The following is a 24,212-nucleotide window of genomic DNA, read 5'->3' as shown; positions in this document are numbered from 1 at the left end:
AAGATGACTATTTCCGCGGTTTGGCCGGGGGAGCCTTGGCGGCGGCGTCCCTGGCCGTCTTCCAGGCGTGGTAGGCTTCCAGGTAAGGTTGCCGGCGCAGGATCTTCGAGGCGGGATCGACGATCACCGGAGCGACGTCGCCCACCTTCACGCGGCCCGTCCCGTCGGCCATCGGCAGGGTGATGACCTTGCCGCCGACCTTCACCTCGACCGGCATGGGGAAGCGGCCCGTCGGACTCTTCCAGGCCAGCACCAGATCCTCGCCCTCGCGGGTCTCGACCAGGTCAGGCAGCTCGGCGTGGCGCAGATAGGCGTCGAAGAACCAGCCGTAGTCGGCGCCGGTCGCCTCGTTCACCGCCTTGATGAAGTCGGCCGTGACCGCATAGCGCGGCGCGAAATTGCCGGGCCTGGGATCGGGCCGGCCATAGACCAGCACGCGCGTGGCCTTGAAGAACGCTTCATCGCCGATCAGGGCGCGCAAGCTGTGCAGCATGTTGGCGCCCTTGTAGTAGATGTCGGTCCCCGGCCCGATCTTGGCGTCGTAGACGGCCTCTTCCTCCATGGGCTTGCCCGACACGATCGGGAAGCGGTTGAAGCTCTTCACGCGCATCTCGTTCAGGCGAACCATGTACTCCATGTCGCCATGCAGCCACTGCGAATAGAGCGGCTGCATGTAGGTGCCGAAGGCCTCGTGCAGCCACATGTCGTCCCAGTCGACATTGGTCATCTGGTTGCCGAACCACTCGTGCGCCAGTTCGTGGTTCAACAGCCAGTCGAAGCCGTAGATTTCCTGGGCGTAGCCGGCGCCGTAGGCGTTCAGCGTCTGGTGCTCCATGCCCAGGTGCGGGGTCTCGACCGCGCCCATCTTCTCGGAGCGGAACGGGTAGGGACCGATCATCGCCTCGTAGAAATCGAGCATCGGGGCGAACTGGCCCAGCAGGTTGCGGCCCTTGGCCTCGTTGCCCTCGATGGCCCAGAACTCGATGGGGAAGCTGTCGCCGAAACGACTGCGATAGGCCGCCGTCAGGTGGACGTACGGGCCGATGTTCAGCGCTACGGCGTAGGTGTTGGGCGTCTTCATGCGCCAATGGAAGGTGCGCCGGCCGTCGCCCGCCTCGGCGACGTCGATCAGGATCCCTCCCGACGGCGCCGACAGGCCTGCCGGGACGGTGATCCGCAGGTCGACGAGATCGGGCTCGCCGGTCGGATGGTCGATGCACGGCCAGAACAGGTCGCAGCCCTCGCCCTGCACGGCCGTGGCGATCCAGGGGCGGCCGTCGGGGGTCCTGGTCCAGACGAAACCGCCGTCCCACGGGGCGCGCTTGGCCTCGACCGGCACGCCGGCATAGCGGATGCGCACGGCGGTGGTGTGACCGGCGGGGATCGGCGCGGACGGAGTGATCGACAGGCGGCCGTCGGGATTGCGCCAGGCCGAGGAGGATAGTTCGCGGCCGTCCAGAGACACCGCCGACACGGCCAGCTCGCGGTCGAGGTCCAGCACGATCACCGGCAACTCGCGGTCGGCGCGCAGGGCCAGCACGGCCTCACCGGCGATGGCCTTGCGCCGGGGGAACACCTCGATCGACAGGTCGACGTGCTCGATATGCACGCCGGCCTGATCGGGCTTCAGCGCCCCGCCGGTGGCCAGGGTCTGGGCGGTTGGCGCGGCGCGCGCGGGCTTGGGCGACTTGGCCGGCGCGGCGGCGATGAGCAGCGGAAGGACGGCGGCGAGGGCCAGACGCTGGACTGGTGAAACGGACATGCGGCTCCCCCCGAGGATGAACCGTCATCGGTAGGGGAGGCCGGGGCTTATTGAAACCCTCCCTCAAAGACAGAGGGGGGGTTCTAGATCTTCTCGCTGATCTTGATGGCCACCTTGCAGCCGGTCTGGATGACGGCGCTGAGCAGCGGGTAGGCCGCAGCCTCGTGGGCGCCTTCCTCGATGGCCAGGTCGCGATGCATCAGCTCGTCGTCGCGGAACTTGGACAGCTCGGCGGCCAGGGCCGGGTCGCGGTCCCTCAGCTCGTCGATCTGGCCGGCATAGTGCTTTTCGATCACCGACTCGACGGCCTCGGTGCAGGCATGGGCGGCCTTGTCGCCGATCAGGGCCGTGCCGGCGCCCAGGGTGAAGGCCGCCAGTCGCCACAGCGGCGACATCAGGGTCGGGCGCACCTTGCGCTCGGACAGCAGCTCGTCGAAGCGGGACAGGTGGACCTGCTCGTGGCCCTCCATCTCCTTCAACTGCTCGGCGATGCGCTCGCGGCCGCGGGCGTGCTTCATCACGGCCTGCTGGCCGCGGTAGATGTGGACGGCGGCCAGTTCGCCGGCCTGGTCGACGCGCAGGATCTCGGCCAGGCGGGCGGCCTGGGCGCCGCGGCCGGGACGGGGCGGGACGGCTTTCTGTTCGGCGGCGCTCATCGCACGGCCTCCTTGCGACCCAGGGCGGCGAAGGCCGAGACGACGGCCAGGCCCAGCGAGACCAGGGCGTTCCAGCCGGCCATCGACAGGCCCAGGAACACCCAGGCGGCCTTGTCGCACATCGGAGGCTGGATCTTGGCGCCCTTCAGCATGGCCACCAGGTCGTCGGAGGTGGCCAGGCCGCCGCCGGTGCAGGTGCTGGGGCCGGGCCACCACTTCCATTCGACGCCCGCGTGGAAGGCCGCCAGGCCCGCGCCGTAGAGGAAGATCGCGCCCAGCAGCCACAGGGCCGGCGCGCGCAGCCTGGCCCAGAGCGGGGTGCGCTGCAGGATGGTCGCGACCAGGCCGACGGTTCCGGCCACCCAGTAGACCTCGCGCTGCTTCAGGCAAAGGTGGCAGGGCGCCAGGCCCCCGAAGCTTTCGAAGGCATGGGCCGCGCCCAGCATGATCGCGCTGGCGGCGAAGGCCAGGACCGGCCAGTGCTTGGCGACCCACGCCAGGGGCGGACGCTTGGGAACGAGGGGACCGGTGGTCACGGCCGGGGTGTCGGTGGTCATACGGCGCACGCGCCTCCGCTGCTTCCTCCCAGGAAATGGCTCGCGGCGAGGCCGATGACAAGGAGCAGGATCAAACCGCCGGCCACCAGGGCCAGGCGCCGTTCGATCACCGGCAGCAGCGCCGGGCCGAACTTCTTGACCACGAAGGCGACGAGGAAGAAGCGCGCGCCGCGGGTGACGACCGAGGCGAAGATGAACATCGGGAAGCTGAAGGCCGCCAGGCCCGAGGCGATGGTCACCAGCTTGTAGGGGATGGGGGTCAGGCCCTTGGCCAGGATCACCCAGACGCCGTACTTGTCGTACCAGCACTTGAATTCGGCCAGGCCTCCGGCGTGGCCGGTGGCGGCCATCATCCATTGGCCCACCGGGGTCAGGAAGTAGCCGATGGCGTAGCCGAGGATGCCGCCCAGCACCGAGGCCAGGGTGCAGATGGCCGCGTAGCGCCAGGCGCGGTCGGGCCGGGCCAGCACCATCGGCGCCAGCATGACGTCGGGCGGAACGGGGAAGAACGAGCTCTCCGCGAAGGAGACGGCGAACAGGCTCGTGGGAGCGTGACGCGAGGCGGCCAGGCCCATGACCCAGTCGTAGAGGCGGCGCAGCATGCGAACTCCCGTTTGCGGATGCGCCGTTGCTAGCAGGGGTCGGCGCGCTTGTCCCGGGCGATGCGACGACGTTTTCCGGTTCTTTTTGCGACGCCGCGAAGGCGGGCGCTGAAGCCTGCTCCAGACAGTAAAACGCCCCGTCCTCCAGGCGCCGGGCCGACATGGCGCGGAGGAGGACGGGGCCACGCGGTCGCCGCAACATTACGACCGCGTGTCTCGGCTAGGACCTTGGGGGTCCTAGAACTTGACCGCCAGCGAGACGCTGTAGTTGCGTCCCGGAGCGGTGTAGCCGTCGACGACCAGGGGCGTGCCGGCAGGGTTCATCGCCGACGGCGGGATGGCGACGGCCGACTGGCCGCGCACGTCCGACCACCACCAGTACTTCTCGTCGGTGATGTTGAAGACGCCGCCGCGCAGGGTGACCGCGTCGGTGAGGTTGAGGTAGGCCGTGGCGTCGAGGGTCGTGAACGACGGCGGCGCGAAGCAGCCGCCCGTGCAGGTCACGCCCACGCGGCCCAGCGATTTCTTGTTGGCGTGGACCGCGCTCAGCTGGCCGCCGAAGCGGCCCTCGGGGTCGCGCCAGGCCAGGCCCGCGGTGAACTTCGCCGGGTCGATGGTCTGCAGCGGGGTGTTGACGCCGTTGGTGGTCGAGTGGCCGCGAGCGTAGGAGGCCGCGCCCATCAGGGCGAAGCCGCCGCCCAGCGAGACTTCGCCGCGCGCCTCGGCGCCGCTGATCTCGGCCTCGGCCAGGTTGACGAACTGGTAGATCGCCGGGTTGGCGGCCGTGAAGTTGCCGCCGATCTGAACCTGCTCGATGAAGTTCTTGTACTTGCCGGTGAAGCCCGTGACGCTGATCGACCACGTCGGCTGCACCAGGCGGATGCCGGCCTCGAACGAGCGGCTGGTCTCGGGCTTCAGGTCGGGGTTGGAGATCGACTTGTAGTTCGAGACGACGTTGGCGAAGCCGGTGTTGACCTGCGACGGGGCAGGAGCCTTGAAACCGGCGGCGGCGTTGGCGAAGAAGCTGACGAGGTCGGTAGCCTGCCACACGGCCGACAGCTTGGGCGAGAAGCGCGAGTCGCTCTGGCCCTGGGGCACGTTGGCCGTGAACAGCGGGTCGTTCTTGGGCTCCAGCTTGTAATAGTCGTAGCGCAGGGCCGGATAGAAGGTGACCTGGCCGACCGCGAACTCGTCCTGAACATAGCCGCCCACCAGAGTGTAGTCGGTGTTGGGGAAGGCGCGGCTGGGGAAGGTCTCGCCGGCCGGCGGCACGGTGCCGTCGCGCAGGCCTTCCTGGCGGGTCAGCGAGGCGTCGCCGCCCCAGACGATCGTGTGGTCGAGCCCGGCGAAGCTGGCCTTGCTGGTCAGCTCGATCGCGCCGCCGAACACCTCGTTGTCGAACTTGGCGTCGCGGGTGCGGTCGGCGGCCGTGTAGCGGTCCTCGGCCGAGAACTGCCGGGTGGTGCTGCTCTGGTAGTAGAGGGTGGAGCGGGCGCTCTGGATCAGGCCTTCGCCGCCGGTGAAGACGTGGGCCAGGCTGACGCGGTCGCGGCGCAGCTTGTCGAAGGCGGTCAGGCCGACGACTGCGGTCGAGGCCGGGGCGCCCCCCGTCACGACGATGGCGCGGCCCGACAGCACGTTCCAGTCGACGTCGCGGTCCAGGTGGTCGAACGTCAGGGTGAACTTGTTGCGGTCGTCGAGGTTGAAGGCCAGCTTGGCCAGGACGGCGTTGGAGCTGTTGTCCTCGGGGTTGGCGACGGTGCGGCTGATGTTGGCCGAGGCGTTCGTGCCTTGGGTCTCGGTCTCGTGGCCGTCGCGGCGAGTGTAGGCCAGCAGGCCTTCCCAGCGGCCCGAGGCGCCGGCGACCAGGGCGCTTTCGCTCCAGCTCTCGTCGGCCGAGTTGTAGCCGACGCGGGCGCGGCCGGCGAAGCTCTTGCCCTTCAGCACGTCGGACGGATCCTTGGTGAAGAAGTTGACCGAACCGGCCAGGCCGTCGCTGCCGTAGAGGGCCGAGGCGGGGCCGCGCACGATCTCGACCGACTTCAGCACGTCCAGGTCGACATAGTCGCCGCGGCCCGCCGACTGGGCGCCGAAGGCGTAGCCGTCGGGCACGCGCACGCCATCGACCAGCACCAGCACGCGGTTGCCTTCCAGGCCGCGAATATTGAAGCCGGCATTGCCGTCGCGACCCGTCGAGGCGCCGGCGGCGGTGAAGCGGGCGGGGGCGCTGCGCACCGACACGCCGGGTTCGAAACGCACGAGGTCCTTGATGTCGGCGATCAGGCCGTCCTCGATCTCACGCTCGGTGACCACGCTGACGGTGGCCGGCACGGCCAGCACCGACTTTTCGCTGCGGGTGGCGGTGACGGTGACCTTGTCCAGCTCGGCCGCGCCGTCGGCGGCGGGCGCGTCGGCAGCGAAGGCGGCCGTGGCTGAGAGCAGGGCGCCGGCCGATGCGGCGGCGAAGCAGACGAGTTTGTTGCGCGACAAAAGAAGTAACCCCCGGTTTTCGGCCTCAGATGCGAATTGTTCGCATTCGTTGGATGGGGAGCTACGACCGTCTGGCGGCTTGGTCAAGTTATTTGCAATTGATTCTTAGATTCATCCGCAATAGGAGCCTGGACCACGCACCGATCGTCCTTGAGGGGGATTCCGATGAAGACCATGCTCGCTTCGGCGGCGCTGCTGGCGGGCCTTGGCCTGTCCGGCCTGGCGCACGCCCACTCGCCCTACATGCTGCCCAGCACCTTCGACGTCTCCGACCGCAAGATCGTGACCGTCCAGGGCTCGTTCACCGAGAGCTTCTTCACGCCTGAAGTGGTGATGAAGTCCGACACCTACGCGGTGGTCGGCCCCGACGGCGTCCGCAAACCGCTGACCCCGACCTACCTGCGCGAGATGGCCCTGGTCGAGGCCCCGGTCGAGACGGCCGGCACCTACCGCATCACCACCGGCCAGCGCGCCGGCCGCGTCGGCAAGGCCACGCTGGTCAACGGCGAGTGGGAGTTTCTGGAACCGGGCAAGGCCCCGGCCGGCGCCGAACTGGTCGACATGCAGAGCATCACCACCGCCGACGTCTATGTGACCCGCGGCGCGCCCAGCAACGGGGCCCTGGCCCCTGTGGGCAAGGGCCTGGAGTTCCAGGCGGTCACTCACCCCAGCGACATCACCACCGGCCAGCCGGCCAAGTTCGTGGTGCTGTACGACGGCAAGCCCGTGGCCGGCCAGGAGATCACCCTGAGCGCCGGCGGCGACCGCTACGCCGACGCCAAGGCCGCCCCGGTCACCGTCAAGAGCGACGCCCAGGGCCGCTTCGAGCTGAAGCCCGAGCGTTCGGGCGTCTACCAGGCGCAGGCTCGCTACCGCGTCGCCCCCGCCGCCGCCGGCCAGCCGGGCCAGAGCCACACCTATTCCCTGACCTTCGAATCCCTGCGCTGAGAGCCGACATGATCCGCAACACCCTGATCCTGGCCGCCGTCCTGGCCGCCGTCTCCGCCCCGGCCCTGGCCGCCTCGCACGCCCGCGACACCTTCATCAAGGAGCAGGACGTCAACGGCGACGGGATCGTCACCAAGGAAGAGTTCGTCATCACCCGCGACCAGCTCTTCAAGGCCATCGACGCCGACAAGAACGGCGTGCTGTCCAAGGAAGAGTACGTCGGCGAGTTCAAGGGCCGGCTCGAAAAGCGCCTGGCCGCCTCGACCGAGACCGCCGAGAAGAAGGAAGAGGAGCGCGTGCGCCAGATGCGCCAGGCCGATGTGCGCTTCGGCGTGCTCGACAGCGACAAGAGCGGCGGCATCACCCCGGCCGAGTTCGCCTATTCGGGCTGGCGGATGTTCGTGACCCACGACACCAACAAGGACGGCGTCGTTTCGACCGCCGATCCGGTGGCCGCGGACACGAACTGACGCCGGGGGGCGCCCCTGGCTCTTCATCCCCTTTGGAGCCAGGGGCTGCCGCCGGATCGCGAGGGACGCGCGCGACGCTTTCCCTTCGGCGCGGGGGCTTCTATATGCGGACATCTCCCCTTCGCTGTTCGCCCCCGGAAAGACGCCCCGTCCCATGGCCCGCATTCTGATCACCTCGGCCCTGCCGTACATCAACGGCATCAAGCACCTGGGGAACCTGGCGGGCTCGATGCTGCCGGCCGACGTCTATGCGCGCTTCCAGCGGGCGAGGGGCCACGAAACCCTCTACATCTGCGCCACCGACGAGCACGGCACCCCGGCCGAGCTGGCCGCCTCGGCCGCCGGCCAGGACGTTGCGACCTACTGCGAAGAGCAGCACGTGCTGCAGCATGACGTGGGCCGCGCCTTCGGCCTGTCATGGGACCATTTCGGCCGCTCGTCCTCGCCGCAGAACCATCGCCTGACCCAGCACTTCGCCGAGGTCCTGGAAGCCCAGGGGCTGATCGAGGAGCGGGTCGACCAGATGGTCTACTCGATCGACGACCGCCGCTTCCTGCCCGACCGCTATATCGAGGGCACCTGCCCGCACTGCGGGTTTGAAAAGGCCCGCGGCGACCAGTGCGACAACTGCGGCAACCTCTTGGATCCGACCGACCTGAAGGACCCGTACTCGGTGATCTCGGGCTCGCGGAACCTGGAGGTGCGCGACACCAAGCACCTCTATCTGCTCCAGACCAAGATGGCCGACCGCATCCGCGCCTGGGTCGACAGCCACCCCGACTGGCCGACCCTGGCCAAGTCGATCGCCTACAAGCACCTCGATGAAGGCCTTATCGATCGCGGCATCACCCGCGACCTGGCTTGGGGCGTGCCGGTGACCAAGGACGGCCTGCCGCGTCCGGGCATGGAAGAGAAGGTCTTCTACGTCTGGTTCGACGCCCCGATCGAATACATCGCCGCCACCCAGGAGTGGGCGGAAGGCGGCGCCGATCGCGACTGGCGCTCGTGGTGGCGCACCGACGCCGGCGCAGGCGACGTCCGCTACGTGCAGTTCATGGGCAAGGACAACGTCGCGTTCCACACCGTCAGCTTCCCCGCCACCATCCTCGGCTCGGAAGAGCCGTGGAAGAGCGTCGACATGCTCAAGGCCTTCAACTGGCTGAACTGGTACGGCGGCAAGTTCTCGACTAGCAGCAAACGCGGCGTGTTCATGGATGCGGCGCTCGACATCCTGCCGCCCGACCTGTGGCGCTGGTACCTGACCTCGAACTCGCCGGAAGGCAGCGACACGGCCTTCACCTGGGAGCAGTTCGCCAGCGCCGTGAACCGCGACCTGGCCGACGTGCTGGGCAACTTCGTCAACCGCATCCTGAAGTTCACCGAAAGCAAGTTCGACGGCGTCGTGCCGGAAGGTGGCGAGATCGGTCCGCTGGAGGAAAAGCTCTACGCCGACGTCGCCGAGCGCTTGGCCGACCTCGCCGAACAGATGGACGCCATCGAGATCCGCAAGAGCGCCCAGGCGCTGCGGGCCCTGTGGGTGGTCGGCAACGAGTACCTGCAGGAAGCCGCTCCCTGGACGGCGATCAAGACCGACCGCGACCGCGCCGCGGTGATCGTGCGCACGGCCCTGAACCTGGCCGCGCTCTACGCCCGCATCTCGGCCCCGTTCATCCCGTTCGCCGCCGAGAAGATCGGCGAGGCCTTCGGTCAGGCCTGGCCGCCGGCCTGGCCGTCGTCTGACGTCGCCGCCGAACTCTCGACCGTCCCGGCCGGCCAGACCGTCCGCGCGCCCGAAGTGCTGTTCAAGAAGATCGACGACGACATGATCGCCGAATGGGCCGCGCGGTTTGGGGGCGCGGAGTAAAAGATCCCCCCCCGAGGGGGAGGTGGCCCGAAGGGCCGGAGGGGGAAGTCCCTGCTGAACTTGGTGAAGCCGTAGGCGTGGGAAGCCAGTTCCCCCTCCGTCGGCTTCGCCGACACCTCCCCCTTCAGGGGGAGGGTCTGAAAGTCCTTCCACTTCATCGCACAGCGCTCTACGGAGCGGCCATGCCGCTCGTCGCCCGTCTCAGCCTGTTCTATGTGGCCATCTATCTGGTCATCGGGGTGAGCCTGCCTTACGTGGCCACCTTTCTGCGGGCCAAGGGCCTGTCGGGGGCCGAGATCGGGGCCGTGCTGGCAGCGCCGTTGCTGCTGAAGCCCTTCACCGGCTCGATACTGGCGGTATGGGCCGACGGTTTCCGGCTGCGCCGCTCGCCGATGATCCTGCTGGCGGTCGCCGCCGCGGCCGCCTACCTCGCCATGCTGGTCGCGCCGGGCTTCTGGAGCCTGCTGGTCTGCTGGCTCCTGGGCGCGACGCTGTTCTCGACCATCTCGCCGCTGATCGACGTGGTGACCCTGCGCCGGGCGCGGCTGGAAGGCTTCAACTATGGCCTGCCGCGCGGCAGCGGATCCAGCGCCTTCATCGCCGCCAACCTGGCCATGGGCGTGGTGCTGACCCTGGTCGGCGCCGAGGTCATCGTCGTCTGGATCACCGTGGCGGCCCTGCTGACCGCCTTCGCCGCCTTCGCCCTGGTTCCGCCAGAGCGCGTGCATGACGAGGGCGAGGCGCCGGCCAGACGGGATCGCTGGAAGGGCCTGGGCAGCCTGCTCACCGACCGCGTGTTCGTGCTGGCGGTGGTCACGGCCGGCCTGATCCAGGGCGCGCACGGTTTCTATTACAGCTTCTCGACCATCCTCTGGCGCAAGCAGGAAATCCCCGAGCCGATGATCGGCGTGCTCTGGGGCGTCGGCGTCGCCGCCGAGGTGGGCTTCATGTGGTTCCTGGAGTCGTGGCGCCGCCGCGTCGGCCCCGGACGCCTGCTGGTTATGGGCGCTGGGGCGGCTGTGATCCGCTGGACCGCCTACGCCTTCGCCCCGCCTCTATGGGCGCTGTTCCCGCTGCAGATGCTGCACGCCTTCACCTTCGCCGCCAGCTTCCTGGCCTCGCTGCAACTGATCGAGCGCCTGACGCCGCCCCGCAGCGCCTCGGCCGCCCAGGCCCTGAACTCTGCGGTGTCGCAGGGCTTCACCCTGGGCCTGGCGACCCTGGCCTCGGGCCCGCTGTTCGACGCCCTGGGCGTGCGGGGGTACTGGGCGATGGCGGGGCTGGGCGCGGCCGGGCTGGCAGGCGCTCTGGTGCTGGGACGTAGTTCGCGGGTGAGGGCGGGGGCGTGACGCTCATCCCTCCCCCTTGTTGGGCGAGGGGCAGGGGTGGGGCGATGCGGCGTTCGACGCTGAGCCGCCGCCAATTCAGCAGGTCACCCCATCCCCGACCCTTCCCCCATCAAGGGGGAAGGGGGAGACCTGATCAGATCTCGTACGAGATCTCCTGGCCTTCCAGCCATTCGACGATCCGCTCGGCGGCGACCACCGGATCGACCTTGGTGGTGTCGATGACCAGTTCGGCCGCTTCGGGCGCTTCATACGGGCTGTCGATGCCGGTGAAGTTCTTCAGCTGGCCCGAGCGCGCCTTCTTGTAGAGGCCCTTGACGTCGCGGCTCTCGGCCACGGCCAGGGGGGTGTCGACGAACACCTCGACGAACTCGCCCTCGTTCAGGATCTCGCGCGCCAGGCGGCGCTCGGCCCGGTAGGGCGAGATGAACGCCGTCAGCACGATCAGGCCGGCGTCGACCATCAGCTTGGCGACCTCGGCCACGCGTCGGATGTTCTCGACGCGGTCCTCTTCAGTGAAGCCCAGGTCCTTGTTGAGGCCGTGGCGCACATTGTCGCCGTCCAGCAGGTAGGTGTGGCGGCCCAGCGCGTGCAGGCGCTTTTCCACCAGGTTGGCGATGGTCGACTTGCCCGCGCCCGACAGGCCCGTCAGCCAGACCACCCGGCCGCGCTGGCTCTTCAGGGCCGCGCGCGAGGTCTTGGAGACGTCTGTATGCTGCCAGTGGATGTTGTCGGCCCGGCGCAAGGCGAAGTTCAGCAGGCCCGCGCCGACGGTGCGGTTGCTGATCCGGTCGATCAGGATGAAGCCGCCCAGGTCGCGGTTGTCGGCATAGGCCTCGAACGGGATGGCCTGGTCGAGCGAGAGGTTGACGTGGGCGATCTCGTTGAGCTCCAGCCGCTTGGCGGCCGTGTGCTCCAGCGTGTTGACGTTCACCCGGTGCTTGATCTCGGTGACGCTGGCGCCGACCAGGCGCGCGCCGATCTTCAGCAGGTAGGAGCGGCCGGGCGGCAGGGGCTCGTCGTCCATCCAGACCAGGGTGGCCTCGAACTGGCCGGCGACGGCGCAGGGGCTGTCTGCGGCGACCAGCACGTCGCCGCGGCTGACGTCGACTTCATCCGTGAGCGTGATGGTCACCGACTGGCCGGCGACGGCCTGGTCCAGGTCGCCCGGCAGGGTGACGATGCGCGACACACGGCTTTCGCGGCCCGAGGGCAGCACCTTAACCCGGTCGCCCGGCTTGACCACGCCCGAGGCCAGCTGCCCCGAGAAGCCGCGGAAGTCGAGGTTCGGGCGGTTGACCCACTGCACCGGCATTCGGAACGGCTGGGCCTGAAGGCTGTCCTCGACCTCGACGCTCTCCAGCCAGTCCATAAGGATCGGGCCGTCGAACCAGGGCGTGTGCTGGCTGCGCACGGCCATGTTGTCGCCGCCCAGGCCCGAGATCGGGATCGGGGTGAAGACGGAGAGGCCGATCCTGTCGGCGAAGGCGCGGTAGTCGGCGACGATGGCGTCGAACACCGCCTGGTCCCAGTCGACCAGGTCCATCTTGTTGACCGCCAGCACCACGTTGCGGATGCCGAGCAGGCTGACGAGGTAGGAGTGGCGGCGGGTCTGGGTCAGCACGCCCTTGCGGGCGTCGATCAGGATCACGGCCGCGTCGGCGGTCGAGGCGCCGGTAACCATGTTGCGGGTGTACTGCTCGTGGCCGGGGGTGTCGGCGACGATGAACTTGCGCTTGTCGGTCGAGAAGAACCGGTAGGCGACGTCGATGGTGATGCCCTGCTCGCGCTCGGCGGCCAGGCCGTCGACCAGCAGGGCGAAGTCGATCGCCCCGCCTTGCGTGCCCACCCGCTTGGAGTCGGCCTCGAGGGCGGCCATCTGGTCCTCGAAGATCATCTTGCTGTCGTAGAGCAGCCGGCCGATCAGGGTGGACTTGCCGTCGTCGACGCTGCCGCAGGTGATGAAGCGCAGCAGCGACTTGTTCTGGTGAGCCTCGAGATAGGCTTCGATGTCTTCGGCGATGAGGGCGGACTGGTGAGCCATCAGAAGTAGCCCTCCTGCTTCTTCTTCTCCATCGAGGCGGACTGGTCGTGGTCGATGACCCGCCCCTGGCGCTCGCTGGTGGTGGTCAGGAGCATCTCCTGGATGATCTGCGGCAAGGTCGAGGCGGTGCTCTCGACGGCGCCGGTCAGCGGATAGCAGCCCAGGGTGCGGAAGCGCACGCTCCTGATCTGCGGCTCTTCACCCTCGCGCAGGCGGAAGCGCTCGTCGTCGACCATGATCAGCGCGCCGTCGCGCTCGACCACCGGACGGGGGGCCGAGAAGTAGAGCGGCACGATCGGGATGTTCTCCAGGTGGATGTATTGCCAGACGTCCAGCTCGGTCCAGTTGGAGATCGGGAAGACGCGCAGGCTTTCGCCCGGATGCTTGCGGGTGTTGTAGAGCTTCCACAGCTCGGGGCGCTGGTTCTTCGGGTCCCAGCGCTGCTCGGCCGAGCGGAAGCTGAACACGCGCTCCTTGGCGCGGCTCTTCTCCTCGTCGCGGCGAGCGCCGCCGAAGGCCGCGTCGAAGCCGTACTTGGCCAGGGCCTGCTTGAGGCCCTCGGTCTTCCAGAGGTCGGTGTGCAGCGCGCTGCCGTGGTCGAACGGGTTGATGCCGCGCGCCTCGGCCTCGGGGTTCTTGTGGACCAGCAGGTCGAAACCCAGCTCCTGCGCGATCTTGTCGCGCAGCTCGTACATCGCCTTGAACTTCCAGGTCGTGTCGACGTGCAGCAGCGGGAAGGGCGGCTTGCTCGGATAGAACGCCTTGGCGGCCAGGTGCAGCATCACCGCGCTGTCCTTGCCGATCGAGTACAGCATGACCGGGCTTTCGCACTCGGCGGCCACCTCGCGCATGATGTGGATGCTCTCGGCTTCCAGGCGCTGCAGGTGGGTGAGGCGGGCGGGCGTGATCACGGGCATGGTCGGCTCGTAAGCGACGGCGGGCGCCTGGGGTGCAAGCTGGGTAAGGGCCAAGACGGTCGTCCGCAAACAGAAAGACTTCGCCTCTCGCCCGGCGGCGGGAGATGAAGAACCGGGGGAGCCTGCGACCTAGGTCCCCGGGCCTTTCGGGGCAAGGCGCAGAAATCTAGGGGCGCTGTCAGCTTGTGTGGGCGCCGTTGCGGCAACATGACCAAAAGTTCATTCGAGCCTTGCCATGGATTACGGCATAACGGCGCTATCGGATCGACGGGTAAGCCGATGTCCTTCTTGTCAGAACTCCTCGCGGCGATCGTGCTGTGGCTCTCGGCCACGGCCCTGTGCCAGTTCGGCGTGGTGATCGAGGAAACGATCATCAAGCCGAAGGTCGAACGCACCGTCGCGCGTTCGCCGCGCGAGGCCGCGCGCCTCGAAACCGCGCCCGGGATCATCTGCCCCGAACAGGCCGCGCGCCTCGCCCGCGCTTGATCCGTCCGCCCCGGGAACGTCGGGGCGAGGCACAAGAGAATCGCGCAACACTCGGCCCCCTTTGGGGAAAACCGCGTCAACCGGCTATGCGCGGGCGCCTTTCGCGGCTAGGTTTATTCGCCTGCGCGGAGAAGGGGCTTGCGCGCTGTGTCGCTGTAAAAGGCCCCCTCGTCGTTCGCCTTGGGACAGTGGCTGCGTATGAAGCCTAAGAAGCGCCGACCGCTCGACTTTTCCACCCTGCCGGTGGAGACGCCCCGCGACGATGCGGCGCCGGCTTCTGGCCTGCCTGAGTCGGACCTGTCGGCCTTCGACGTCGCCGAGCCCGATCCCGACGCGCCGATCAGCGAACCCGACAATGATCTCGACATCGCCGACCTGCCGGAGACTGGTTTCCTGGCCGCGCCGCCGCGCGGCGCGCGTCCGCCGTCCTACCAGCCGCCCGAGCCGCAGCCCGAACCCGCGCCCGAACCGCTGACCTCGACGATCGAGCCCGAACCTACGCCGGAGCCTGTGCAGGAAGCCGCGCCTGAGCCGGTCCCCGATCCGTTCGAGCCGGTGCTGCGCGAGGATCGCTCGACCGCGCGCCGGTCGTTCTTCAGGAGCTCGCCCCCGCCCGAACCGGAACCGGTTGCGCCGGAGCCCGAGCCCGTGGCCGAGGCTCCGCCGCCGGCCCCCGAGCCGATGCACGCGTTCGCGCCGCCGCCCGAGCCGCGCCGCCGCACGCGGACGGCCGAACATCCGCCGGCCGCCGACGACCTGTCGCCGCTGCCCACCTTCCTGACCGCGCCCGCCGCGGCCCAGCCGCCGGCCCCGCGTCCCGATCCCGAGCCGCCCGCAAAGTCCGAGCCGGCCGCGCGTCCGCCCGTGGCCGATCGTCCTGTGCATGCCCTGGCCGAGATCGCCGAGCGCAAGCCGATGCCGGGCGGCGTCTATTGGAGCCTGTCGGTCTGCGTCGCCGCCCTGTGGGCCGTGGCGCCGGTGATGTTCGCCCTGGGCTATGGCCCGACCCTGCCGATGCCGGTGACCATGGCGGTGTTCGCGGCCCTGGCTGCCGGTCCCGCCGCCTTCATCCTGCTGGCCGCCTACATGCTGCGCCAGGTCCTGGGCGTTTCGGCCGAGCTGCGCCGGGCCCGTCAGCTGACCGACCAGCTGCTGACGCCCGCTGCCCTGGCCGCCGCCGGCGCCACCGGCGTGGTCGACGCGCTGAGCGGCCAGATCGACGCGGCCACCAGCGCCGCCGACGCCGCCCGCGAGCGCATCGTCACCCTGCGCCAGGCGCTCGCTGAAGAGACCGCCCGCCTGGTCGAGGCCGCCGACTCGTCGAGCCGCATGGCCAGGCAGCTGGCCGAGGGCCTGGGCCACGAGCGCAGCGCCATGCAGGCGCTGTCGGCCACCCTCGACACCCAGTCCACCGCCGTGGTCGACGCCATCGGCAGCCAGGCGCGCATGGTCGCCGAAGCTTCCGACCTCGCCGAAACCCAGCTGCGCGAAGCTGAGGCCGCCTTGGCCGCCCGCGCCGCCGATCTGGCCGCCGCCGCCGCCGAGGCTTCGGACGCCGCTCGCGTCGGGGCCGAGGACCTGTCGCGCCAGATCGCCCGGCTTGAGACCGCCGGCCAGGGAGTCGGCGACCAGATCGGCAGCGTCGAACGCAGCCTGGCCTCGCAGCGCGCCGCCCTGGTGGCCGCCGCCCAGGCCCTGCGCGCCGACCAGGAGGACTTCTCCTCCGAGACCGAGACCCGCACCGCCCAGCTCACCGAGTTCGTGGCCTATACCCGCGTCGGCGCTTCGGAGCTGGGCGATATCGCCGCCATGGGCGCCGAGGTGCTGCGCGGCCTGATCGTCTCGTCCGGCGACCAGCTGCGCGAGATGGCCGAGGCCGCCCGCGCCGAGCGCGAGGCCCTGGCGGCCGAGACGCAAGCCGCCCTGGCCCGCCTGGAGGCGGCCGCCACAGATCGTCGTGGCGACCTGGAAGCCGAGCTGACCCGCGCCATGAACGCCATCACCGAGGCCGCCCAGAGGGCAGGCGAGGGCGTCGAGCTGCGAGTCGAGACCGCCCGCGGCCGCGTCGACCAGCTGAACGAGATCGCCTTCTCGGCCGGCCAGAAGGCCGACGCCGTGTTCGAGTCGCGCATGCAGGAAGCCCGCGACCTGATCGAGAACTCGGCCCAGGTGGTCGAGCAGGCCGGGGCCCGCACCGCCCAGAAGCTCGCCGAGAGCGTCGAGACCGCCCGCTCCGCCATCGCCGAGATGGAGCGCCTGCTGGTCGAGGCCGGCCAGAGCAGCGCCGCCCTGCCGGGCGAGGCCCTGGCCCGCGCCGCCGAGGTCCGCGCCCAGATCGAGAAAGGCATCGACGACCTGCGGGCCGCCGCCCGCAAGACCGCCGAGGAGACGGCGGCCATCGACCAGGCCTTCCAGGACCGCGTTCGCCGCAACTACGAGATGCTGAGCGAGGCGGTCACCCAGATGAACGCGGCCGCCGCCCAGACCCCCAGCTTCGCGGCTCCTCCGCAGAGCCGCGGGGCTTCGGCCTTGGTGCGTCCGCCTCAACCGGCGCCCCAAATGGCGCCTCAACCGGCCCCGCAACCCGCGCCGCAGCCGGCTCCTCCGCCGCAGCAGCGTCAGGCCCCGCCGCCCCCGGTGCAGCCCGCGGCGCAGCCGCCGCGCGCCCAGACCCCGCCGCCGGCCTATCCGCCCGCCTATCCGTCCGACGAGTTCGCGCCGCTGGAGCCGCCGCCGCGCCAGCGTCTGAAGCTGACCCCGACGGCCACCGACGACGAGTTCCGCACCATGTTCGACGCCGCCGGCGGTCGTGGCGCGGCGCCGGCGCCGCCCGAGCCCGCACAGGACGACGGCGGCTGGAGCTGGAAGAACCTGCTGGGCGACATGCAGGCCAGCTCGCCGGGCGACGCGGCCCTGGGCGAGAAGCTGGCCGGCGAGATCCTGGCAATGGGCATCGATCCGTCGGCCCTGCTGCCGCGCGGCCGCATCGACGAGATCGCCGCCGCCATCCAGACCCATGACGAGACCGGCGCCCGCGAGGTGGTCAAGAAGCTGGCCCCGGCCGCGATCCGCCGCCTGGTCCGCCGCCTGTTCTCCGACAACACGCTGAAGGGCAACGCCGAGCGGTTCGTGCGCCGCTACGCTGGCATGATCAACGAGGCCGCCCAGCAGGATCGCGAGGGCTTCCTGGTCGCCGCGCTGCTGGCCTCGGAAGCCGGCCGCGCCTACCTGCTGCTCGATGCGGCGGCCAGCGACCTGGCCTGATCCCGTGCTGAAGCGCGCCTTCGACTTCGCCGCCGCCGCGGCGGGCCTTTTCGTGCTGGCCCTGCCGCTGGCCGTGGTGGCGGTGCTGGTGCGCGCCACTTCGCCGGGGCCGGCGGTCTACTGGTCGCAGCGGGTGGGGCGGGGAAACCGCCTCTTCCCAATGCCGAAGTTTCGCACCATGCGGATCGACACGCCCGAGGTCGCCACCCACCTGCTGGACGATCCGCATCGCTGGCTGACGCCGGTCGGCCCGTTCCTGCGCAAGACCAGCCTGGACGAACTGCCCCAGCTTTGGAGCGTGCTGGTCGGCCACATGAGCCTTGTCGGCCCGCGCCCGGCGCTGTTCAACCAGGACGATCTCGTCGCCGCCCGCACCGCCGCCGGCGTCCACGCCTTGCGCCCTGGCGTCACCGGCTGGGCGCAGATCAACGGCCGCGACGAGCTGGCCATTCCCGACAAGGTGGCGCTGGACGCCGAGTACCTGGCCCGCGCCTCTTTCCTGTTCGACCTGAAGATCCTGCTGGGCACGGTCGCCCCGGTGGTGCTGGGCAGGGGCGTGCGCGCCTGAGCGAGGAACGGCGCCGTGTACGGAGCGTTGGCTTTCCGCATCAACACGGAGTAACGCCCATGACGCGGATCGCCCTGACCGCCGTCGCGCTCGCCCTCGTCGGCGGCGCGGCCTTCGCCCAATCCACCATCGCCCGCGACGAGACCCTAAGCGCCAAGGGCAGCTTCACGGTCGGTCAGATCGAGGACGCCGACGTGATCGACTCGGCCAATCGCAAGGCCGGCGAGGTCGAGCACGTGCTGCTGGACGCCGCCGGCAAGCCGACCGCCGTGGTCATCGAGATCGACCGCGTCGGTCCCGACAAGAAGGTCGTGGTGGCGCTGGCCGACGTTTCGGTCGCTCCGGAGCCCGGCGACCCCAACGACTATCTGGTGCGCACCAAGCTGACCAAGGACCAGTTGGCCAACCTGCCGGACTGGAAGCCGTAGACTAAAAAGGGGCGGCCCGGCTTATCGAACGGTTCGTTCAGGCGGGCCGCCCATCATGTCCGACGCCCAACACCGCTCCTGCTGCAGCGCCTGCTCGGGGGGCTTTCGAGCAATGTGATCGCCGGCCTCTTGTGGGCGGCAGGGGCTGCTGAGCGCTCGCCAGGGCTCAGCCCAGCTCGCCGTAGGCCTTTTCGACCGCCGCCACGAACCTCGTATCGCCGGCGAGGTCGGCCGGAAACACCGCCTCGACCGCCAGGAACCCTGCGACATCGCCCTTCACCTCGCCCGGCAGGGCCTGGACCACGGCCAGCAGCCGGTCGGCCAGCGGATCGGTGACGGCTGCGCCCTCGGCGGCGCGCGCCTTGAGGAAATGGAACCAGGCGGCGATCGGCACGGCCAGGCGATCGACGTCGCGGCCGGCGTCCAGGGCGTCCTTCACCGTGCCGAGGATGCGGAACGGCAGCTTTTGCGAGCCGTCCCAGGCGATCTGGCTGAGGAGGTGGCGAATCTCGGGATTGCGGAAACGCTCGAGAATGGCTTCGGCGTAGGCGGCCAGGTCCAGGCCGCGCGGCGCGGTCAGGGTGGGGATGATGTCCTTGGCCATCAGGTCGCGGGCCAGCGCCTCCAGCGACGGATCGCCCACCGCCTCGAACACGGTCTCGTGGCCCTTCAGCAGGCCGGCATAGGCCAGGGTCGAGTGCACGCCGTTCAGCAGGCGCAGCTTGGCCCGCTCGAAGCCGCGCACGTCGTCGGTCAGGGTCACGCCCACGCTGGCCAGATCCGGCGCGCCGTCGCCCAGCACGTCCTCGACCACCCACTGGGTGAAGGCCTCGCGCTGGATCGGCCAGGCGTCGGCGAGGCCCGTAGCCGCCTGCACGCGGGCGCGCAGGGCGTCGTCGGTGGCCGGTGTGATGCTGTCGACCATGGTGCGCGGGAAGGCGGCGTTCTGCTCGATCCACGACGCCAGGGCCGGATCGACCGCCTGGGCGAACGCCACCGTGGCCGCCTTCAGCCGCCAGCCGTTGTCGGCGAGGTTGTCGCAGGCGATCACGGCGTAGGGGGAAAGGCCGGCGGCGAAGCGGCGGCGCAGGCCCTCGACGATGTAGCCGACGGCGCTGACCGGACGGCGGGGCTCGGCCAGGTCGTGGACGATGTCGGGGTGGGTGGTGTCGAGCTTGCCCTCGCCGGTCAGGGTGTAGCCCTTCTCGGTGACGGTCAGGGTGACGATGCGGGTCTGGGGCGCGGCCAGGCGGGCGAACACAGCCTCGGGATCCTCGGGCGCGACCAGCACCTCCAGGATCGAGCCGATGACACGGAAACTGGTCTCATGGTCCAGCTGGGCCAGGGTGTAGAGGCCGTCCTGCGGCGATAGCGCATCGCGCACGCCGGGGCTCTTCAGCGAGACGGCGCAGACGCCCCAGCGCGGGTCGTTGGCCAGCAACTGGTCGAAATAGAAGGCCTGGTGGGCGCGGTGGAAGGCCCCGGGACCGAAGTGGACGACGCCGATCTCGACCTTGTCGCGATCATAGGCCGGCAGGGTCACGCCGGGCAGGGCGGCCGGGGCGCTGGCGGCGGAGAGGCGCAGGGCCTGGCTGGCGGCGGTGTCAGTGGTCACGGGGCGCCTCGATAATGGTCCGGCGGGTCTTGAGGCCCGCCCGAGCGCCTAGATGAGCCAGGAAGACACCGGTGGCAATGGCGGTTTTGCAAAGACTTTCCGCAGCGGCGCCCGATGGCCGGAGAAACCCGCGGCGCGTTATAATTTTCACATAAAACCGATGCGTGCATCGCCACCCTGGCGGCTTGAGGGAAGAGCATGCGTACGATTCTGACGATCCTGGCCGTTCTGGCGATTGGCGGCTGCAGCCGGGTTGAGGCCGATACGCCGGCCGCCCAGCGCGAGGCGGTGACCAGGGCCTGCATAGACGGAGACTTGGCCGACTTCGGGCTGAAGCTCGACCGCGTGGGTTGTTCCTGCGCCTCCAACGTCCTGCAGGCCCAGCTGTCGCCCAAGGCGATGACCGCGCTGGAGGACTATGCGCGCGGCCGCCACGACGGTTTCGACGCGGCGCGCGCCGGGCTGAGCGGCGATGAGAAGCTGATGCTGGATCCCAAGCGTCCGGCCGGCGCGCCCGACCTTCGCAAGGCGGCGGCCGACTGCCTCTGACGGGCGATCGCGACAAGCACACAAGACCGACAAAAGTAGGGGGAGACGATGCAGACCAAGCGCTATTTCGCCAGCCGGCGTGACTTCCTGGCCGCGGGCGGCTTCCTGGCGGCCAGCGCCGCCCTGGCGCCCCAGGCGGCCATGGCGCTGTCGCCCCGTCTTGCGGCCCTGCCGCCGACGCCGTCTCCCGGCGGCCCGCCGGAGGCCCGCTGGGCCCAGCTGTCCAAGGCGCTGTCGGGACGCCTGCTGCGCCAGGGCGACGCCGACTATCAGGTGATCGCCCTGCCCAACAACCTGCGCTACGCGCACACCCTGCCGCAGGGCGTGGCCCGCTGCGCCTCGGCCGACGAGGTCGGCTTCGCCGTCCGCTGGGCGCGCGAGAACAACGTCCGGCCGATCATCCGCGGCGGCGGCCATTCCTATGCCGGCTATTCGGTCACCGACGGCCTGCTGATCGAGACCAGCCTGATCAACCATGCCCGCTACGACAAGGCCACGGGCGTCGCCCGGTTCGGGGCGGGCGCCCGCAACCGCGACCTCTATCGCCTGCTGCGGTCAGAGGGCCGGGCGGTGACCCACGGCCGCTGCCCGTCGGTCGGGGCGGCCGGCTTCCTGCTGGGCGGCGGCATCGGCTTCAACATGCGCGGCCACGGCATGGCCTGCGACCAGCTGGTCGAGAGCAGGATCGTGCTGGCCGACGGCTCGCAGCGCCGGCTCCTGGCCAAGGCTCCCGAGCAGCGCGACGCCGACCTCTTCTGGGCCTGCCAGGGCGGCGGCGGCGGCAATTTCGGCGTCAGCACCGAATTCGCCATGCAGACCTTCGACGTGAAGGACAAGGTCGTCACCGTCTTCGACCTTTCCTGGAGCCGCACGCCCGAGATCCGCCCCCGCGTCTCGGTCGAGGCCCTGGGCGCGATGCTGATAGAGGCGCTGAACGGCGCTTCGGGCAAGCTGGGCTCGCGGGTGTCGTTCGGGGCGATTACGCCGCTGCAGTACAAGGCCGGATACGACGTGCCGATCAGCGTGCTGGGCCAGTACGACGGCCCGCGCGAAGAGCTGCTGAAGATCCTCAAGCCGGTGCTCGACGCGGCCCAGCCCACCGGCGGGGCGGGCATGAACGAGCTGCCCTACTGGGCCGCCCAGGACTTCCTGCACGAGGACGGCTTCGCCACCTTCTACCAGGAGCGCTCGGCCTTCGTGAACAATCCGAAGTTCGGGCTGGAGGACCTCGCCGTGGGTTTCAGGCATCTGCGCCAGTGGCCCGGCGTCAACGGCTACTGCGACCTGCGCTTCTTCCAGACCGGCGGGGCGATCAACATACCTAAGGCCCGCGACACCGCCTTCGTCCACCGCGACAGCCACTGGCTGATGGTGGTGGGCCTCTACTGGAGCGAGGGCGACAGCCACAACAAGATCCTGCTCGACGCCAACCGCGTCTGGCAGGACGAGTTCTACGCCGCCATGCAGCCGCGCGCCGGCGGCGGCGCCTACCAGAACTTCGTCGACCCCTCGCTGTCGCACGATCCAGCCAAGCCCGACTACTTCGCCAAAGCCTATTACGGCGAAAACCTCGACCGGCTGAAGGCGATCAAGGCCAAGGCCGACCCCGACCGGGTGTTCAACTTCAACCAGGCGATCCCCAGACCGTAGGGCGCGCTTGCTCGCCGGCGAGTCGTGGCCTCCTATCCTCGCTACGCAGAGTTCAGTGGGGAAGACGATGTCCGACGTTCCTAGCCGCCGCGCGCTTATGACCGGCGCGGCCGCCGCCACCCTTCTGGCCCCGGGCCTGGCTGCCGCGGCGGCCAGGCCCTCGGTCCGCGACGCCGACCTGGCGGTCATCCGCAAGGCCGCCGAGGCCGGCTACGAGGCTTCGGTCAAGCGCATCCAGGACTGGATCGCCCTGCCGTCCATCGCCGCCGAGAACCGCGACATGGACAAGGGCGCCGACTACATGATGGCCCTTGCCCGCGACGCCGGCTTCACAGGCGTCGAGAAGGTGGCCACCGACGGCGCGCCCGGTGTCTTCGGCGTGCTGGACGTCGGCGCCAGGCGCTGGCTGGCGATCTACTTCATGTATGACGTCAAGCAGTACGACCCGGCCGAATGGAGCTCGCCGCCGCTGGAGGCGCGCATCGTCGACAAGCCAGGCTTCGGCAAGGTGATCGTCGGGCGCGGGGCGGTGAACCAGAAGGGGCCGCAGGCCTCGTTCCTGGCCGGGCTGCACGCCATCCGCGCCGCCGGCAAGAAGCCGCCGGTCAATCTCGTGCTGGTCTGCGAGGGCGAGGAGGAGATCGGAAGCCCGCACTTCCGCCAGGTCGTCACCAAGCCCAACGTGCTGGCGGCCTTGAAGAGGTGCGAGGGGGTGATCATCCCGGCCGGCTGGCAGAGCCCCGGCAACGGCGGTGTCAGCGTCAACCTGGGCGCCAAGGGCATCGTCGAGCTGGAGCTGGTGTCCAGCGGCGCCAAGTGGGGCAGGGGTCCCAGGACCGACATCCATTCCAGCGAGAAGGCGCGGGTCGACAGCCCGGCCTGGCGGCTGGTTCAGGCCCTGACCACCCTGGTCACGCCGGACGGCAACACCCCGGCCATCGAGGGCTGGTTCGAGAAGGTCCGCCCGCTGACCGCCCGCGAGAAGGAGCTGATCGGCCTGGCCGCCCAGCGCATCAACGAGGCCGAGGCCAAGCGCATCCTGGGCGTCGACCGCTGGATCGACGACCTGCCGTGGGAGAAGGCGCTGGAACGCCTGGCCTCGCAGCCGACGGTCAATATCGAGGGGCTGGTCTCGGGCTATACCGGCCCCGGCGGCAAGACCGTGCTGCCCGGCCGGGCCGTGGCCAAGATCGACCTGCGCCTCGTGCCCAACATGACCAAGGACGACGCGGTGGCCAAGCTGCGGGCCCATCTCGACAAGCGGGGCTTTCCCGACATCGAGGTCAATGTCAGCGGCGGTTACGGTCCCACGGAGACCGACGAGAACAGCCGCCTGATCCGCGCCCAGCTGAAGGTCTATGAGCGGGCGGGCGTGCCGGCGACGCTGTATCCGCGCTCGGCCGGCTCGTGGCCCGGCACGGTGTTTACTTCCCCGCCGGTCAGCCTGGCGGCCGGGCAGTTCGGCCTGGGCCACGGCAGCGGCGCCCATGCGCCCAATGAGTACTACGTGATCGAGAGCAGCAACCCCAAGGTCCAGGGCCTGGTCGGCGGCACGATGAGCTATGTCGACCTGATGTACGAGATCGCCGAAGCCCAGTGACGCCGCGCCCGCCACGGGCGGCGGAACGAACCGCGCCGCCCGTGGTTGAGCTCTAGCCGGCGATAGACCGGCGAAGCTCGTCTGGGAGAATCCACATGCGTCATACCCTGTTGGTCGGCCTGGCCGCCGTCGCCCTGACCATCACCGCCTGCGAGAACAAGACCGAGAAGGCCGCCGAGGCCTCGGTCGAAAGCCAGAAGGCGGCCGAGGCCGCGGCCCAGGCGTCCAGCGCCGCCAACACCGCCGCCGACGCCAGCGCCGACGCGGCCGCGGCCGGCGACACCTCCACGGCCAAGGCGGCCGGCGATGCCGCCGCTGCCGCTGGCGAAGCCGCCGAGAAGGCCGGCGATAAGGCCGAAGAGGCCGGCGAGAAGGCCAAGGACGCCGCGCACTGAA

20 protein-coding genes are annotated in these 24,212 nt (G+C 69.8%); 12 read left to right on the top strand and 8 right to left on the bottom strand.

Annotated elements, in window-relative coordinates:
* Positions 1 to 7: 7 nt before the first annotated feature.
* From DDF67_RS15320 to DDF67_RS15300, 5 genes are all read right to left on the bottom strand, one after another.
* Positions 8 to 1,762 (bottom strand): M1 family metallopeptidase, encoded by a 1,755-nt coding sequence (locus DDF67_RS15320; protein ID WP_109101730.1) that lies wholly within the window; start codon positions 1,760 to 1,762, stop codon positions 8 to 10.
* A gap of 83 nt (positions 1,763 to 1,845) precedes the next feature.
* A complete protein-coding gene (locus DDF67_RS15315) occupies positions 1,846 to 2,418 on the bottom strand; it encodes a demethoxyubiquinone hydroxylase family protein (protein WP_109101729.1) in 573 nt (190 codons plus the stop codon).
* A complete protein-coding gene (locus DDF67_RS15310; RefSeq protein ID WP_109101728.1) occupies positions 2,415 to 2,975 on the bottom strand; it encodes a disulfide bond formation protein B in 561 nt (186 codons plus the stop codon). Before DDF67_RS15310 ends, DDF67_RS15315 begins: the two co-directional genes overlap by 4 nt.
* A complete protein-coding gene (locus DDF67_RS15305) occupies positions 2,972 to 3,577 on the bottom strand; it encodes a YqaA family protein (protein ID WP_109101727.1) in 606 nt (201 codons plus the stop codon). The genes DDF67_RS15310 and DDF67_RS15305 overlap by 4 nt, the downstream gene beginning before the upstream one ends.
* A gap of 237 nt (positions 3,578 to 3,814) precedes the next feature.
* Positions 3,815 to 6,067: a TonB-dependent hemoglobin/transferrin/lactoferrin family receptor gene (locus DDF67_RS15300; protein ID WP_109101726.1), complete on the bottom strand. Its 2,253-nt coding sequence runs from the start codon at positions 6,065 to 6,067 to the stop codon at positions 3,815 to 3,817.
* 165 nt (positions 6,068 to 6,232) lie between these two features.
* Here DDF67_RS15300 and DDF67_RS15295 point away from each other — a divergent pair, with 165 nt between their 5' ends.
* From DDF67_RS15295 to DDF67_RS15280, 4 genes are all read left to right on the top strand, one after another.
* Positions 6,233 to 7,015, top strand: coding sequence for a DUF4198 domain-containing protein (locus DDF67_RS15295; RefSeq protein WP_233247668.1), 783 nt, complete (start codon positions 6,233 to 6,235; stop codon positions 7,013 to 7,015).
* A gap of 8 nt (positions 7,016 to 7,023) precedes the next feature.
* Positions 7,024 to 7,485 carry an EF-hand domain-containing protein gene (locus DDF67_RS15290; RefSeq protein ID WP_109101725.1) on the top strand — a complete coding sequence of 154 codons (462 nt, stop codon included), beginning with the start codon at positions 7,024 to 7,026 and terminating at the stop codon, positions 7,483 to 7,485.
* Positions 7,486 to 7,639: 154 nt separating this feature from the next.
* On the top strand, positions 7,640 to 9,349 hold the full coding sequence (gene metG, locus DDF67_RS15285; protein ID WP_109101724.1) for a methionine--tRNA ligase: 1,710 nt from the start codon (positions 7,640 to 7,642) through the stop codon (positions 9,347 to 9,349).
* Between the two features lie 182 nt (positions 9,350 to 9,531).
* Positions 9,532 to 10,698 (top strand): MFS transporter, encoded by a 1,167-nt coding sequence (locus DDF67_RS15280; RefSeq protein ID WP_109101723.1) that lies wholly within the window; start codon positions 9,532 to 9,534, stop codon positions 10,696 to 10,698.
* A gap of 133 nt (positions 10,699 to 10,831) precedes the next feature.
* Here the strand turns inward: DDF67_RS15280 and cysN are convergent, their stop codons facing one another.
* Together cysN and cysD are read right to left on the bottom strand one after the other, a co-directional pair.
* Positions 10,832 to 12,739 carry a sulfate adenylyltransferase subunit CysN gene (gene cysN, locus DDF67_RS15275; RefSeq protein ID WP_109101722.1) on the bottom strand — a complete coding sequence of 636 codons (1,908 nt, stop codon included), beginning with the start codon at positions 12,737 to 12,739 and terminating at the stop codon, positions 10,832 to 10,834.
* The gene (gene cysD / locus DDF67_RS15270; protein WP_408608612.1) at positions 12,739 to 13,710 is read right to left on the bottom strand and encodes a sulfate adenylyltransferase subunit CysD; all 972 of its coding nucleotides are present in this window, start codon (positions 13,708 to 13,710) and stop codon (positions 12,739 to 12,741) included. Before cysD ends, cysN begins: the two co-directional genes overlap by 1 nt.
* Positions 13,711 to 13,935: 225 nt before the next feature.
* Here cysD and DDF67_RS15265 point away from each other — a divergent pair, with 225 nt between their 5' ends.
* From DDF67_RS15265 to DDF67_RS25760, 4 genes are all read left to right on the top strand, one after another.
* Positions 13,936 to 14,142, top strand: coding sequence for a hypothetical protein (locus DDF67_RS15265; RefSeq protein ID WP_109101720.1), 207 nt, complete (start codon positions 13,936 to 13,938; stop codon positions 14,140 to 14,142).
* Positions 14,143 to 14,340: 198 nt separating this feature from the next.
* Complete coding sequence (locus DDF67_RS15260) at positions 14,341 to 17,406, top strand: coiled-coil domain-containing protein (protein ID WP_109101719.1); 3,066 nt, start codon at positions 14,341 to 14,343, stop codon at positions 17,404 to 17,406.
* 7 nt (positions 17,407 to 17,413) lie between these two features.
* Positions 17,414 to 17,974 (top strand): sugar transferase, encoded by a 561-nt coding sequence (locus DDF67_RS15255; RefSeq protein ID WP_109101781.1) that lies wholly within the window; start codon positions 17,414 to 17,416, stop codon positions 17,972 to 17,974.
* A gap of 59 nt (positions 17,975 to 18,033) precedes the next feature.
* The gene (locus DDF67_RS25760; protein WP_199229253.1) at positions 18,034 to 18,402 is read left to right on the top strand and encodes a PRC-barrel domain-containing protein; all 369 of its coding nucleotides are present in this window, start codon (positions 18,034 to 18,036) and stop codon (positions 18,400 to 18,402) included.
* A gap of 166 nt (positions 18,403 to 18,568) precedes the next feature.
* Here DDF67_RS25760 and DDF67_RS15245 read toward each other — a convergent pair whose 3' ends face one another.
* A complete protein-coding gene (locus tag DDF67_RS15245) occupies positions 18,569 to 20,017 on the bottom strand; it encodes a mannitol dehydrogenase family protein (RefSeq protein ID WP_109101718.1) in 1,449 nt (482 codons plus the stop codon).
* Positions 20,018 to 20,215: 198 nt separating this feature from the next.
* On the opposite strand from DDF67_RS15245, the gene DDF67_RS15240 reads away from it, so the two are divergent.
* From DDF67_RS15240 to DDF67_RS15225, 4 genes are all read left to right on the top strand, one after another.
* Positions 20,216 to 20,566, top strand: coding sequence for a hypothetical protein (locus DDF67_RS15240; protein ID WP_109101717.1), 351 nt, complete (start codon positions 20,216 to 20,218; stop codon positions 20,564 to 20,566).
* 48 nt (positions 20,567 to 20,614) lie between these two features.
* Positions 20,615 to 22,216 (top strand): FAD-binding oxidoreductase, encoded by a 1,602-nt coding sequence (locus tag DDF67_RS15235; RefSeq protein ID WP_109101716.1) that lies wholly within the window; start codon positions 20,615 to 20,617, stop codon positions 22,214 to 22,216.
* Between the two features lie 67 nt (positions 22,217 to 22,283).
* Positions 22,284 to 23,816 carry a M20/M25/M40 family metallo-hydrolase gene (locus tag DDF67_RS15230; protein WP_109101715.1) on the top strand — a complete coding sequence of 511 codons (1,533 nt, stop codon included), beginning with the start codon at positions 22,284 to 22,286 and terminating at the stop codon, positions 23,814 to 23,816.
* Between the two features lie 95 nt (positions 23,817 to 23,911).
* Complete coding sequence (locus DDF67_RS15225) at positions 23,912 to 24,211, top strand: hypothetical protein (RefSeq protein WP_109101714.1); 300 nt, start codon at positions 23,912 to 23,914, stop codon at positions 24,209 to 24,211.
* Position 24,212 lies beyond the last annotated feature (1 nt).

It is taken from the genome of Caulobacter endophyticus, from assembly GCF_003116815.1.
In the GTDB taxonomy this organism is placed as follows: Bacteria; Pseudomonadota; Alphaproteobacteria; order Caulobacterales; family Caulobacteraceae; genus Caulobacter; species Caulobacter endophyticus.
Note: the sequence above shows the minus strand (reverse complement) of the source record. Positions and strands in the feature narration are given on the sequence as shown.